Below are 14,041 nucleotides of genomic sequence, written 5' to 3' on the forward strand. Positions count from 1 at the left end.
AAACAATTTGCAGACGCACTTCAATCATTTATTGTTGTGGCTAGATGCATATATCTGAGCAAAATAATCCACTGGTATCGCACCGGGTCAGTATGACACCACCGAATAAACGGGTAGTGATTTTGCTAGACCAACGCGGTATTTTTGACTGCAACTCCACCGCCCTAGCAGTGCTGGGATTTGAGCGGAAGGAGGACTTGCTGGGCAAACATCTCTACTATTTTTCGCCCCGCTATCAACCGAACGGCCAGGGTTCGGTTAGTTTGTCATTGGATTATATGCTCACTGCCCTACGGGAGGGTAACTGTCGATTTAATTGGTTGTTTAAGCGACCGATCGGCACTGAATTTCTGGCTGAAGTAACCTTCACTGCCACGGAAATGCACAGCCGTAAAACACTGCGCATGAATATTCGCTACATTGGCGATCGCCAGCCTTCGGAATTTAGAGTTGACTTGCTAGGTTCCACCAACCGACTAGCCAATGACATTGATAACAACTCCGTCTATACCCAGATCCGGAGTGAGCCGACTGAACAGCCACAGGCTTTAGAACCGCCGAACGCAAACTTAGCTGAATCAAGGGCTCAAAGTGCAGATTTAAGCTCAACTAATCTAGATCCTGATTTAGATCCTGATTTAGATCTGGCTGGTTTGGACTCATCAGGTCAGCCCAATCAACCAACCATTCCTGAACCTCAACCCCAGAATGATAGCGATGAGACTGGCAATGTTAGCAATATTAACCAAAAGCCACGATCGTTATTTACTCAGTCAGCCAAACGGGTTGGGCTGATCCAAGAGGTGGAGGATGAAGAAAGTTTTGCGATCGCCGCCAGTGAGTTTGCAGCCCTAGAAGCCTTTATTAACGAGGAGATTGCCAATAATCCGAATTTAGAATTAGCTGAATACGATCAGGTTACAGGCACTAATACCTATGCTGATACCCATGCTGATACCTCTGCTAATACTTATGTTGAAGGTCTTACGGCAGGTGGTAATGATCTCGCTGCCCCAGCAACAGATAGCCAACTGGTTCCTAATACCACTATTCCAGCGCCGCAACAACCAATCATCAAGCCAGAAATCACGATCGCAGATGGTGACCCAGAGCTGAATCTGCCTGACTTTGAGGCGCTTGAACAAATTGGCCCTAAGGCGATCGATAAGCAAAATCAAGAATTGCTGCGTCAAATTGGCCTCGCTCTCGATGGTGCTAGTAATCCGGTTTGTATTACTAACAGTAAAGGCGAAGTAATTCACATTAACCAGGCTTTCAGAACTAAATTTGGCTATTCCCTGGCTCAATTGACCCAAGCCAGTGCGGTGGGCATATTTCATCCCCCCTTTATGGCTATGACTGTGGTCAATGATATTTTTAAGGTGATTTTTAATCGCAATGCCTGGAGCGGTGAGGTCACAGTTCAAAGCCAGACGGGACAAGGTTTAACTGTCCGTTTGCAAATTAGCGTAGTGAAGAATCATGATGCCCAAATTTCTGGTCTAATTTGTGTATTTGGTGACGATCGTGGTCAGGTTAGCGGTACAGAGCAGGTGATCGCCCTCAACAGGGAGATTCAGCAGCTCAGGGCTCAAAAATTAGCCCTGGAGAATAGAGTTGCAGGACAGGGTGGTCATAATACGACGCTCCAGCTTAGTACAGCGATCGAAAGCACCAGTGATGCGATCGGAATTACGGATATTAATGGCATTGCCACCTATACCAATCGTGCTCTGTTTGAGCTATTTGGCTATTCCCAGCAGCGCTTACAAAAACCAGGTGTATTGCGGCAACTATTCCCGAATCCGGCGATCCTGGACTCGATTTTACGCATCATTAGCGGCGGTGGCTCCTGGAATGATGAAATTGACATGCATCACCGCAATGGTCGCGTGTTGCCAGTGGCGATTCGGGCTGATGGGATTCGGGATCAAGGTGGTAAGGTTGCTGGCGCAATCTGGATGTTTACCAATATCAGCGATCGCCGCTTGGCTGAAGCAGAAATTGATAAAACCCTATCTTTGTTGAGTGCCACCCTCGAATCTACCGCTGATGGGATTCTGGTGCTTGATAATAATGGCAGGGCGGTAATTTGCAATCAAAAGTTCGTGGATTTGTGGCGGATGCCCCGATCGCTGGTGGTTTCAGATGATGACGGCCAAACCCTGAAATTTGTGTTGGCGCAATTGATCGATCCCGCCGCCTTTTCGATTGATCTCGGTGATCTTGATGCTCAATTTGACATTGAAAGCTACGATGTACTCAAAACTAAAGATGGACGTGTAATTGAGTCTCAGTCACAACCTCAGCGAGTTGGTGACGAAAGTGTCGGCCGGGTTTGGAGTTTTAGAGATATTACCGAGCGCCTTGCTGGAGAAGAAGCCTTACGCGCTTCCGAGTCAAGATTTAGAGAGCAAGCCCATCAACTGGAAATTACCCTGCGCGAATTACAACAAACTCAGGCTCAACTGGTGCAAACCGAAAAGATGTCTGGCCTAGGGCAATTAGTAGCTGGGGTAGCCCATGAAATCAATAATCCCGTTAATTTTATCTTTGGCAATATTGCCCATGCGACCCGCTATGCCCAGGATCTTTTAGAGCTACTGGCCATGTACCAGCAATATTATCCAGAGCCTGATTCAGAAATTAGCGATCGGATTAACGCAATGGATCTTGAGTTTATATCCCAGGATTTACCCAAGCTGATGTCTTCGATGCGGGTTGGTGCCGATCGGATTCAAGAAATTGTGCGATCGCTGCGCAATTTTTCCCGCACCGATGAGGCTGAATGTAAACCGGTTCATGTGCATGATGGCATTGACAGCACGCTGATGATTCTGCAAACCCGCCTTAAGGCCAAGCCAGATTTGCCAGAAATTCAGGTGATTAAAAATTATGGCGATCTACCCAAGGTGCAGTGTTTTGCTGGTTCCCTTAACCAGGTATTCATGAATATTATTGCCAATGCAATCGATGCCCTGGAGGAGCGAGATAGGAAACGATCGATCGCTGAGATTGAAGAGCATCCCAGTCAAATCACAATCACCACCACTAAAATAGAGCCAAATGCAATTTCAATTCAGATTAAAGATAATGGCCTAGGAATTCCCACTGAAGCTCTGCCAAAGCTGTTCAATCCTTTTTTTACCACCAAGGCAGTCGGTAAGGGCACAGGGCTAGGGCTATCAATCAGCCACCAGGTGATCACAGAAAAGCATGGCGGCGAGTTAACCTGTAATTCAGTACCAGGTCAAGGTACTGAGTTCATAATTAAAATACCGATCGATCAAAAGCTGAGCCAACCGAAAGCGATCGAAGATAGCGATCAATTAGCAACAGAGGCTCTTAGCTCCCAGGATGCGAGCATAGGTGAGTCAATCGAGCCAGATACACCTAACAATTCCCTCGATCAAATCAATCAAATCAGGCAAATTAGGCAAATCAGTCACATTAGTCAAACAGAGAGCGAGCCTAGCATTGCCATACCGACCAGCGATCGCCATATTGTGGCTGTTGATTCCGCTGCTCCTAATCAACCAATGGTAGGTGATGCCTCAGCAGACCTACAAAATTTAGACCAAGACTTAAATCAAGATCCAGACCAATCGATCGAAGTGGATCAAGCTGCTACTAATGTTGAATTAACCCAACCAAACGAAGTAGATAATATCCATCAGGCACAAGCTACCACCCCCCCAGCTAACTCAAGATCAGTCACTGAGCAGGAGCATCCAGAAGAGTCATTAGAGACTTTGGAAGAACTAGAAGATGCTGAGAGTGAAGTATTACCAGATACCCTGGAAATATCCAATAGCCTGGCAGAGCTGGAAACAGAAGAGGTAGAAGCAAATCCAGAGGCATAGAAAATATTAGAAAATATTACTGGTTAGCATTTCCCGCTTAATTTAATACTTTTATGGTTGAAATATAAATTTCTAGCACCCAGATTAGCTCCAGGTGACAGAGATAGACGGTGGTATTTAAATATCACCAAGGCTTACACAAAGGTAGACATAATTCAGCTACAGCGCACCACTTTCGTAGTGTGATTATTTTTGGTTGAATTTTTACCCGCAATAGCACCAGATCTTTGCCTAAAGGCTCAACCTAAGGTATAAACAATTGTTCTTGCTCATCAACTCACCAACGATCAGAAACATCGATTGTGATCTGATCAAGTAACCACAGCAAAAATAGTCCAGTCCTAAATTGAGCTAACCAAGGAATTACAATCCGCGATCTACATATTTCCCAATCTATATATCTAATCTATCCAAACTAAATAAAACCCAATTTAGGCTCCAAGGCAAAGAGTGGAAATATCGATAATTCACATCCCTTACGATCGCCAGGATCACCAGCTAACTAGCCATAAATGATGCCATGTTTGAGCTTCTCACCAACTTATTGATCTGGGCGGCCGCAATCCCCATTTTTTATTTTCTATTTAAGAAGATCCCAAAACCCTGGTTTGATCGGCTTGGGTTTATGGTGTTTTCGATCCTGGTGTTGGCCAGTTTTATCCAGTCAGATTTTGGTGACAGCACTGTTCCTGGTGTTATTCTCAGGTTTCTCACTTTCCCCTTTTCGATCACTGGCTTTTTGTTTCTGCTGCTTTATTTCACCTCTCACCGAATTTACAAGCGAGCCGATCTCATCAACCGTGAGATTTTGATGGCATTTACGATCTTTGCCCTGGCTTGTAACAATGGTTTTGCCGATGTATTTGTTAGCTACATTGAAAAGCAAGGTGAAAATGCGGTTAAGCAATCCTATCGCCGCCCAGTTTTAAACCTTACGAACAATGATATTGAAAGGTTCCAGGTTCCCAGCTTTGATTTAATCCTGGTAACCGAAGGTGGCACCAAGGCCATCCCCCCCCGCGATCGCTATAATATACCGCTTCAAGATCCTGGCAATCGCCCCTGGGAAGTGCAACTGACCGATCCAGGCGATCGACTCATTCATGCGGCAGCAGCTTGGCAAGAACAAAGAAACTCATTCCCGCCGATTATTATTGTCAGTGGCGGGCGATCGCAGCCAAGCCGGAATGGATCGCGGCCGAGAAATTATCCCTGCGGCATTGCTCCAGAAGTAGAAGCAGACCGGGAAGCTGGCATTGCTGGCCGATCGAAGGAAGAAGTACGATCGCAACTGGCCGATCTGGTCTATGACATGCGTTATGAAGGCTTTTTCCCAGCACGAGATGAAGTAACCCGCAGGCTCACCAGTGACCTGCCATCAGTAGGTTCATTAGCGAAAACTAATATTTCTACTGCCGATGATATGTGCTGGGTGTTAACCCGACCACCGTTAAGCATTCCATTTAGCTACATAGCGATCGAACCAAATAGTTCAAACATACGTCGGAGCGTGCTTAATGTTAAGGAGCTAATTACCAGACTCAAAGATAAAAACCGTCTGGCCAATCCCAACCGCGAGAATCCCACGATTCTTTTGGTTACCTCGGCGATCGAAACCAGCCGTGCCTATTTGTCTTTCCGCCATGAAGGTTTAGACGTGGTGCCCTATCCGGCTGATTATTTAGTGAACCCTGCCGAACGCCCCTGGCCAGTAAAAGACGGATTTAAAGCAAAACCATTTATTAAACTGGATTACTTTTTCTTTAGTGCCGAAGCATTCTACAAATCAGAACTAGCCTGGCAAGAAATGAAGCGCTTGATTCTCTATACGTTGCGATTCTGGATGCAACCACCGATCACCGATGAAGCTCCTTATTTACCTGCTCAGCGCTCTAGTTAGTTAGATCAAATCCTTTGATCGCCATAGCCAAGAACTTGCCATATAAAAAGACCCAAGCCAAATGAAGAATCAGGGCTATGGATCTTTATTGCTATTAAATAATAAATACAAATAGCTAGTTTAGGGGTCAAATCATGTCTATCGACAACAATTCGAGTTACTTTGAATTTTTAAGCCCAATAGACCAAATTCGGCAATTTAGCCAAGCATTGAGTCAAACCAGAATCAATCCAGACAAAGTTAATTACTTAAATATTAATTACTTACTTATTACTTACTTAAATATATCTATGCCGATCGAACTTGGTCAGGGCGATCGCTCGCCATAACTAAGTAGGCAGCTAGGTGCTAGGTAGTCGTTTGGGCGGCTAAAAGCTGTTGCTTGAGCTGTTCCAGTTGACTAGCCCAGCGTGGATCAGGCTGATTGGCATCAGCGGTAGCACCACTGCGATTGGTTTTCTTCTTGCGCTTAGCTGGACGGGGATTGTTACTTGCAGCAGCGGTCGCCGGATTAGCACCACTTTCACCAGCTTCACCCTCGCCCTCACCTTCGCCTTTACCCTTGGCGCGAGGTAGAGCTTTTTCCAGCTTCAATACTGTACCGTTAAAGTCATAGCCATTGAATTTATCGATTACGGTGTCAGCAGCTTCCGGGGTGTTAACCGTAACAAATCCAAAACCACGACATCTACCAGTTTTGCGATCGGTAATCACTTTGAGTGAGAACGTTTCGCCCGACTCGTTAAATATTTTCTCAAGTTCTTGGCGGTCGAGTTCCGCCGGCAAATTGCCAACATAAAGTCGAACAGACATAATTACGAATAGACCCCTATTGGTTGATTAAAATCTTTATCTAGATAGCTCACTAACCGTCTGCAAAGTAGCGATCGCATTCTGTGAGAATCATCTACATCTACCATTGCAAATAGCCAACTGCCTCATCACCTGCTTAGGCACTAAGTCTCGCCAAGCATCGCCACAAATCTTGTCAGGGTAATGCGAGTTAGAGCAATTGCTCCTTCACAAAATTTACTTATAGCGTTGTTTATTGGAAACATTTTCCTGCGAAAGCCAATTATCAAAATACCACAAATAATGGGACAAATTCTAATCCTGCAGGGTGAAAATAAATATTTTGATGTATTGAAACATACGGTTTAAGAAACATCGAATAAGACTGTATTGATATAGCGATCTGCCCATTCTGCCCCAAATACTTTTTCTAAAATACGCCTCGTTTTGTCGTTTTGGCGCTGCTGAGCACAATAGAATTGCTGATGAGCTAAAATTTCCTGCTGCCGATCGCCCGTTTTGTTTTGGCCAGTGGCGGCTAAGTGATTGGCCACCTGGCAATTGAGCGTCACATAGTTTTGAACTAATTCCAAAAATAGCTTTTCTTCGGCTGCCTCATTAAGGCGCACAAAAATGCAATAGGGCGAAAAAATACTGCCCCAGGCCGGTAGCTCCCGTGGTTGGCTAAAATGCTGAGTCTGCGGCTGCCATTGATTCAGTTGGCTGGTAAATGCTTCAGACAGCGGCACCGTTGGTGATAGGTCTGCGATCGCGGCACTGATGCCATGCTTGGTGCCCACCAAATCTGCGCCAAATATTGGCAATTCATAACATGAGTGCGGATACATCACACAATGCAGAATATCCACATTGTCGCCAATTCGGGCAACTTCAATGTGCAACTTGCGAAAGGTGGGCGATTGATAGCAATAGTTCTTAATCACTACCTTCTCGCCTTCAAGCGTACCTTCAACATAGCCCAAATCCTCAGGCATTTGATAGGTAGACAAGTCAAGTTGCTGCTGCCAAATCAGCTCAATTTGCTTGGCTAAGTCACCGATTAGAGGATTTAATTGCATATTGGGGCTGGAGGTTAAAGACTGGACTGAAGGTTTAATTTTTGATATTTAAGTCATCATTGGTTGAATTTAAATCATGTCTAAGCAAAGTGAGACAATTTTCATTCAAAACTAGACTTATTAAAAGCCGGATAGAGTAACTACTCAATCACAGCAGCAATCATGATAATTTTTATGGCCAACCAATACCTAATAGATTGAGAGCCATTAATTAGTGTATATTTCCCTGCAGCCAGAGATCCTTAAACTTGATTAAACTTGATTAAATTAAAGCTTTAGCCAAAATCTGCTGGCAAATAGTTTGGATCATCTGCCCATCCTGGTCGTAGCTTTCACAAAATGCTACCAAAGTAAAGGCTGGCTGGTCTGGGATCTCCACATACATAGCATAGTTGCTCACTTCCATACTATGCTTACTATGGTCTACGATCGCCCACAGGCTTGACTGTGCCGGCAAAGCTGCCCATATGTGATCATAGTGATGGTGATCATCAGGCTCGTTATTACTTGCGCGAATGTTCTGAGTAAGCCCTCCCACCGATCGATTACTATTTCCGGCCTGTGATTCACTGAAAAACCGATCCGCTTCTGGCTGGTTAATTAATTCTAGGCTTGGCGATCGCTTTAACAACTTTTGCATCACTTCCGCCCGTTCCTTACTAATTGCAATCCCAGTCATAATGCTATAGAGCAGGTGAGCAGTAGCATCAGTGGTGAGCATATTGCGATTGGCCATGGTATCGCCATGAAAAGTACGCTCTCGGCCATAGGGGCCATTCCGCCACAGCTTTTGGCATACATTAATTGGTTTATAGGCAGCTACACCCAGATTATGAAAATAGCGATTCACAATCTGCCTTTGATATTGCCAGGTGGCAAAGGGGCCATTGGTAATTTCAGGGCCACTGGTAGTACCGCTAAGAATATCAACAATATAGTTACTGGCATCATAACTACAGTTGGCGATCGCATCGGCCAGGGCGCGATCGATTTCGGTGGTGTTAGCAATCATGCCAGTGGCCAACCATTCCTGGAGTGCCAGCATATAAAATAAATTTACCAGTCCTGCTGGATAGGTAATTTCGATCCCCCGATGCCTATAGCCGCGAATCTTTTGCTGCCAGAAAGATTTAGCTTCCTCACCGTGGGCGCTATTCAAAATGGAATTACGATCGTGCACCAGGAATGTAATTGCCAATCGATCGCTGGATAAGGCCAGCTTTGCGGTAGTTTCTCTGATTAAGCGATCGCCAAATTCTTGTAGTTGGGGGTCGGTTTCAAAAAAGGTCATATTTTTAATTAGCACCAACCTCTGAGCCAAGCCGGAGATTCACTCGACCCACAATAATTTGTGAATCTTGATGGCGATCGAACTGTCGCTCAAAATCAGGGTAATTACTTGACCGCATTAATGCACTAATTATTATGCTCACCGCGATCCTCACTTCGATCGCTATCTTCCTGATCTTCCTGGTGCTCGGTTGGCTCACTATCATTGGCCTGATCATTTGCTTGATCATTTGCCTGATCGCTTGCTTGATCATTGGCCTGATCATTGGGTGATGGCTCAACTGGTGCTTCATTAATTTCAATCAATTCAGCCGTAGTCCCTGAATCGCCTGAATGATTTGATTCCCCATCAGCACCATCAGTTTGAATTGATTCACCAGAGTGATCATTTTGTGGTTGATCTGGTTGATCTGGCTGCTCTTGAGGATCATTTTGCGCCTCTTCAGTTCGATCGGCAGCGTTGTCTTCCCCAACCGAATTGGCCTTAGCATCATCAGAGTTTGGTTCAGGATTGGCCTGCTCAGCAGTAGCTTCAGGTTTAGATTTTGATTCTTGAGATTTTGATCCTTGAGATGAGGATTCTTCGGTTTGAGCTTTGGCAGCAGAATCTTGCGGATCGGATTCAGATTTAGGTTGATCGACAGTTTCCGCAACCTTAGCTTGAGCAGACTTATCCTGCTGCTGCTCACCTTGCTCTCCAGTGGCATTAGTTGTTGTTTTTGCCTCTGTTTCAACATCAAAGGACATTTCAACGGCAAGGGAGGCCTCCAGATCAGCTTGATCGGCTGCGGGTGCTGTCTCGGTTTCCTCTCGCAGCGATCGAATTGGCATATTCGCACTCACAAAAGTGTTGCGATCGTCATCGGTTTCCAGGCTGATTTCCAGACTTTCTTCGTCTAGCTCCACATACTTAGACACCACCGCCAGAATTTCCTGGCGCATTGCCTCAAACATTTGGGGAGTTAGCGCCACTCGATCGTGAGCGAGTATAAATTTTAATCGCTGCTTAGCTTTATTCCTACTGGTCTTGTCCCCCTGCCCAGTAAAAATACGCGTCAGTATTTGCCTGATAACCATGTCATGTTTCTCACATCAAGTGCCAGCCAACCAGCGCTTTAGCCGCCCGAAGAATGAGTTATTATCACCCTTGAGGTCAATAAATTCAACCTCTTTCCCCTCTAGTCTTTGCGCTGTATTTTCATAAGCCTTGCCTGCCAATGTACTTTTTTCAGCTAGTACCAATGGTTCACCCCTGTTGGTAGAAACAATTACCTGTTCGTCTTCTGGGATTACGCCAATCAGCTTAACAGATAATATTTCGAGAATATCCTCTACACTCATCATATCGTTGCTTTGTACCATTGAGTGGCGCATCCGGGTGATCACCAGCTTCAGCCGTTTAATCCGGTTGGCTTCTAGTAAACCAATTACCCGATCGGCATCTCTAACCGCAGATACTTCCGGCGTGGAAACAATGATCGCTTCTTGCGCCCCGGCGATCGCATTTTGGAAACCGGTTTCGATCCCCGCAGGACAATCGATCAAGACATAATCAAAATAGCGACCCAGCACTTCCACCAGCGCTTTCATGTGCGCCGCCGTGATCGAAGTTTTATTGCGGGTTTGGGGTGCTGCCAACAGCGATAAATTTGGTTGTCGCTTGTCTTTAACCAGGGCTTGGTCGAGTTTACACTCCCGGCCAATTACTTCCAGAGCCGTATAAACCACGCGATTTTCCAGGCCAAGTAGCAAATCCAGGTTGCGCAGCCCAAAGTCGGCATCGACCAGCACCACCTTGCGACCCATTTTGGCCAGGGCCATGCCCAAATTTGCGGAGGTTGTGGTTTTACCTACGCCACCTTTACCAGAGGTAACAACAATAATCCGACTCATAATTTAGGTATCAGTATCTTTTAAAGAAGCATATTCTGCTGCATGGACAATACAAATGCCTGGTGCCCCCTGTTGAGTCACATAGGCGATCTCCGGTTGGAAATTGGTGGCTGGCGTATCTACTCTGGCAATAAAATCAGCAATCCGCAATTGAGTGGCCTCCATGTGCAATGCCATGATCACAGACTTTGAATCACCTTTGATGCCAGCATGAGCCTTGCCTTTGAGCTTACCCCAAACCAGAATATCGCCTGCGGCCATTATTTCCGCACCCGCATTCACATCGCCAAAGATAATAACACTACCTGGATGCACAATCTCGGCTCCCGATCGAATCGTCATTGTGACATAGAGCGGCGCGTCAGGATTGTTTTGGTTGCTACCTTGATCCGCGTCATTAGCGCTAGCGATCAAACTGCTGTCGATCGCCCCTTGTTCTACGCTATAGCCAGCGGTGGCGGCATTGACTGCGCTTTGGCGGCGCTGGGTGGTAATGCTGTGCAGGACTAGATCATAGGCGGTTAAAATTTCCGCCAACTCCTGTAACTGCCTGGCATCTAGAAGGCGATCGCCCGTTTGCAAATAGACCAGCGTATTAGTTGACCAGGATTTTTCTGCTGCACCCAAAGACTGCTTAACCTGCTCTAATAAATCGTGCCAATCTTGGCTTTTTTTAGTAGCGCCGTCTTCCGTTTTTATTTCGATTTCGATCGGCAGGGTCAGCCATAATTTGCGATCGACATGATTCAGCTTAATCTGAGCATCTGGTTTGTCTTTTTGTTGGCCTAGGCTCAGGGCTGGGCGATCGCTAGGCAACGGCTGCCGCTTGAAAATTTGGCTGATTGTATCGCCATCAATGTCAACCAGAGCCTGATCGGCCTCGGCCAAACGAGCGGACAAAATGTCATCAACATTATTAACTGCTGACGCATTGGTCGCATTGGTAACTACTTCTGATGTCGCTTGTAGCTCTGCTTCTGGGTCCATAGCCTGAAAGTATAACATCCCCTTATCTATGCTGCCACGGGATCTGCCAATCGCAAGGCCATATATTTTGGTAATCCCAAATATTTATTGAATATTTATTGAATATTTATTGAAAATCTGATCAGGTGCTGCTGGCCAGAGAAAACAAAATTTGGAAGAAATTAACCAGCCAGATAATCGCCACATAACCACCCATGATCGCCAATGGTACTAAAGCCGCCACGCGCAAAGCACTGGTTTCTAGCGCCACCGCTGCTGCTTTAAACTGCCACACCAAGAACCAGACAATTACAGCGATCGCCAAAACAGCGCCGATCGGTGGCCCCACGCTCAAAGCCGGTGCAATGAATAACCAGGGCAAACTGGCAAACGCCACCACACTTTGCAAAGCATCCAGCTCAATCTCTTTCCCAAATGCCCAGGCCAAGCGATAGAGCATCAGGGTCAGAATTATCCAACCAACCAGCCCCACAACTACCATCAGGAGAACTGCCTCCGCCGCCGCTTGGAGCCGGACTGCTTCGAGCAGATTCACCAATATAATTACAGTTGCAGCCCCACCCAAAAATGGTTTTTCTTTGAGTTGCCGAAAAGCAACCGTGGGCATAAACAACGCCAGGTAAATTGTTTCCAGGAAGCGATCGAGAAACGGCCTGGGTCTTTCGCCAAGTTCTGCCGTGGTTGATGATGCGGGCAGAGCGGCAGCATCGCTAATTTGCCCAGACTCAGATTTGATCATGGATTGGTCTTCTTCTGGCATTGGTAACCACTAAATACTTATGATCTATATATGTATGGCGATCGCTATTTGATTTGATTAGCTGCGATCGATTTAACTAATTTAACCTCATTTTAGAATAATTGACATGGTTAGCGATTGGGCAATGTCAACCCAAATCCCAAAATCCCTCCAGGGTAAACGGCTTAAGGATCGAACCCTATTAATTAGTGCATCTTCAAAAGGCTTATTTTGCATGAACACCTTATAGATCAAAGCGGCGTTGTTGCATAAAAGAAACGGAGCGGTAGGTTATGGTACGTTTTAACTACCATGAAAAAACCCCCACAATACCGCGTCCGCAACTGGCAAGAGTATAACAAAAGCCTCAAACAGAGAGGAAGTCTAATTTTCTGGATTAGCAAGGAGGCAATAGAGATGTGGCTAGAGCCAGAGCGATCCGGCAACAGAGGCGCATCAAACAGATACAGTGACCAAGCGATTGCGACGATTGCGATGCTCAAGAGCATATATGGATTGGCAGGCAGACAAGTCACCGGTTTGGTCGAATCATTATTTACCCTGATGAACATAGACTTACCGGTGCCAGACCACAGCACAGTTTCAAGACGGATGGGCAAATTAGCGATCGAGTTACCCCATCAAAAGACTCAGGCAGCGAGACATGTGGTGGTTGATAGCACCGGCGTGAAAGTTTACGGAGAGGGAGAGTGGAAAACGCGTCAGCATGGCATAGGTAAGCGTCGCACCTGGCGTAAAATTCATCTGGGCGTAGATGAGTCAAGCGGTGAAATTCTTGCGGCAGCGGTTACCAGCAACCAATATCATGATGGCCAAATTCTACCTGAACTGCTTAATCAGATTGAGGATGAAATTAAGCAAGTATCTGGGGATGGTGCGTATGACCATCGTGACTGTTATGATGCAATCTCTGCTAGACAAGCCCAGTCAGTAATTCCACCACGCAAAAATGCCAAAATTTGGCAACATGGCAATTGTAAAGCACCACCGCATCCGCGTGACCAAAATTTACGGCGCATCCGTAAGGTTGGTCGTGCCAAGTGGAAACGAGAGACTGGCTATCATCGGCGCTCACTGGCAGAGACTACTATGTTTAGATTGAAGACTATTTTTGGCGGTAAGTTACGCTCACGAAATTTTGATAATCAAGCGGTGGAGCTGTTTTTACAGTGCGTGGCTCTTAATCGTATGATGATGCTATGCAAGCCTGATTCTTACCTGGTTGAAGACTAAATTGGAGAATCTTGGCAGGAGTATTGTCCCTTTCTTCGATTCATGCAACAAAGCCGATCAAAGCATTCAGGTCTCTACTTACACAACATCTCATTTGAAATAGCACTAGGTCGGATTTGAATTGAGAGAGTAATACCCTGAGTAGGCTACTTGACCTTAAGCAACAGTCGGAGCCAAGACTATCGATTATGACTATCATGACACTATGATGGCCAAGCACCAGAGCGATCGCTCCAGCAATCAA

General features: G+C 45.8%; 10 protein-coding genes. 3 read left to right on the forward strand and 7 right to left on the reverse strand.

Annotated features, from left to right (window positions below):
- Positions 1–44: 44 nt before the first annotated feature.
- Together PSE7367_RS20060 and PSE7367_RS03325 are read left to right on the forward strand one after the other, a co-directional pair.
- Positions 45–3,863: a PAS domain-containing sensor histidine kinase gene (locus PSE7367_RS20060; RefSeq protein ID WP_015163948.1), complete on the forward strand. Its 3,819-nt coding sequence runs from the start codon at positions 45–47 to the stop codon at positions 3,861–3,863.
- 520 nt (positions 3,864–4,383) lie between these two features.
- Entirely contained in the window at positions 4,384–5,763 is a 1,380-nt protein-coding gene (locus tag PSE7367_RS03325; RefSeq protein ID WP_015163949.1) for a YdcF family protein, read from the forward strand.
- Positions 5,764–6,111: 348 nt separating this feature from the next.
- On the opposite strand, the gene PSE7367_RS03330 is transcribed toward PSE7367_RS03325, so the two are convergent.
- The 7 genes from PSE7367_RS03330 to PSE7367_RS03360 all read right to left on the reverse strand — a co-directional run bounded on the left by PSE7367_RS03330 (position 6,112) and on the right by PSE7367_RS03360 (position 12,564).
- The gene (locus PSE7367_RS03330; protein WP_015163951.1) at positions 6,112–6,576 is read right to left on the reverse strand and encodes an RNA recognition motif domain-containing protein; all 465 of its coding nucleotides are present in this window, start codon (positions 6,574–6,576) and stop codon (positions 6,112–6,114) included.
- Between the two features lie 344 nt (positions 6,577–6,920).
- Positions 6,921–7,634, reverse strand: coding sequence for a phycocyanobilin:ferredoxin oxidoreductase (locus PSE7367_RS03335; protein ID WP_015163952.1), 714 nt, complete (start codon positions 7,632–7,634; stop codon positions 6,921–6,923).
- A 262-nt stretch (positions 7,635–7,896) separates the two neighbouring features.
- A complete protein-coding gene (locus PSE7367_RS03340) occupies positions 7,897–8,925 on the reverse strand; it encodes a hypothetical protein (protein ID WP_041698316.1) in 1,029 nt (342 codons plus the stop codon).
- Positions 8,926–9,050: 125 nt separating this feature from the next.
- The gene (minE, locus tag PSE7367_RS20995) at positions 9,051–10,001 is read right to left on the reverse strand and encodes a cell division topological specificity factor MinE (RefSeq protein ID WP_015163954.1); all 951 of its coding nucleotides are present in this window, start codon (positions 9,999–10,001) and stop codon (positions 9,051–9,053) included.
- 15 nt (positions 10,002–10,016) lie between these two features.
- Positions 10,017–10,817 carry a septum site-determining protein MinD gene (gene minD, locus PSE7367_RS03350; RefSeq protein ID WP_015163955.1) on the reverse strand — a complete coding sequence of 267 codons (801 nt, stop codon included), beginning with the start codon at positions 10,815–10,817 and terminating at the stop codon, positions 10,017–10,019.
- 3 nt (positions 10,818–10,820) lie between these two features.
- The gene (gene minC, locus PSE7367_RS03355) at positions 10,821–11,804 is read right to left on the reverse strand and encodes a septum site-determining protein MinC (protein ID WP_015163956.1); all 984 of its coding nucleotides are present in this window, start codon (positions 11,802–11,804) and stop codon (positions 10,821–10,823) included.
- A 121-nt stretch (positions 11,805–11,925) separates the two neighbouring features.
- Entirely contained in the window at positions 11,926–12,564 is a 639-nt protein-coding gene (locus PSE7367_RS03360; RefSeq protein WP_015163957.1) for a hypothetical protein, read from the reverse strand.
- A gap of 291 nt (positions 12,565–12,855) precedes the next feature.
- On the opposite strand from PSE7367_RS03360, the gene PSE7367_RS03365 reads away from it, so the two are divergent.
- Positions 12,856–13,797, forward strand: a complete 942-nt coding sequence (locus PSE7367_RS03365; RefSeq protein ID WP_015163958.1) for an IS5 family transposase — start codon at positions 12,856–12,858, stop codon at positions 13,795–13,797.
- The last annotated feature ends 244 nt before the right edge of the window (positions 13,798–14,041 follow it).

This window comes from Pseudanabaena sp. PCC 7367 (assembly GCF_000317065.1).
GTDB classification, from domain to species: domain Bacteria; phylum Cyanobacteriota; class Cyanobacteriia; order Pseudanabaenales; family Pseudanabaenaceae; genus Thalassoporum; species Thalassoporum mexicanum.

Coding starts and splice junctions, on each gene's coding strand:
- PSE7367_RS20060 (WP_015163948.1), top strand. CDS start 45: ATGCATATATCTGAGCAAAATAATCCACTGGTATCGCACCGGGTCAGT.
- PSE7367_RS03325 (WP_015163949.1), top strand. CDS start 4,384: ATGTTTGAGCTTCTCACCAACTTATTGATCTGGGCGGCCGCAATCCCC.
- PSE7367_RS03330 (WP_015163951.1), bottom strand. CDS start 6,576: ATGTCTGTTCGACTTTATGTTGGCAATTTGCCGGCGGAACTCGACCGC.
- PSE7367_RS03335 (WP_015163952.1), bottom strand. CDS start 7,634: ATGCAATTAAATCCTCTAATCGGTGACTTAGCCAAGCAAATTGAGCTG.
- PSE7367_RS03340 (WP_041698316.1), bottom strand. CDS start 8,925: ATGACCTTTTTTGAAACCGACCCCCAACTACAAGAATTTGGCGATCGC.
- minE (WP_015163954.1), bottom strand. CDS start 10,001: ATGGTTATCAGGCAAATACTGACGCGTATTTTTACTGGGCAGGGGGAC.
- minD (WP_015163955.1), bottom strand. CDS start 10,817: ATGAGTCGGATTATTGTTGTTACCTCTGGTAAAGGTGGCGTAGGTAAA.
- minC (WP_015163956.1), bottom strand. CDS start 11,804: ATGGACCCAGAAGCAGAGCTACAAGCGACATCAGAAGTAGTTACCAAT.
- PSE7367_RS03360 (WP_015163957.1), bottom strand. CDS start 12,564: ATGCCAGAAGAAGACCAATCCATGATCAAATCTGAGTCTGGGCAAATT.
- PSE7367_RS03365 (WP_015163958.1), top strand. CDS start 12,856: ATGAAAAAACCCCCACAATACCGCGTCCGCAACTGGCAAGAGTATAAC.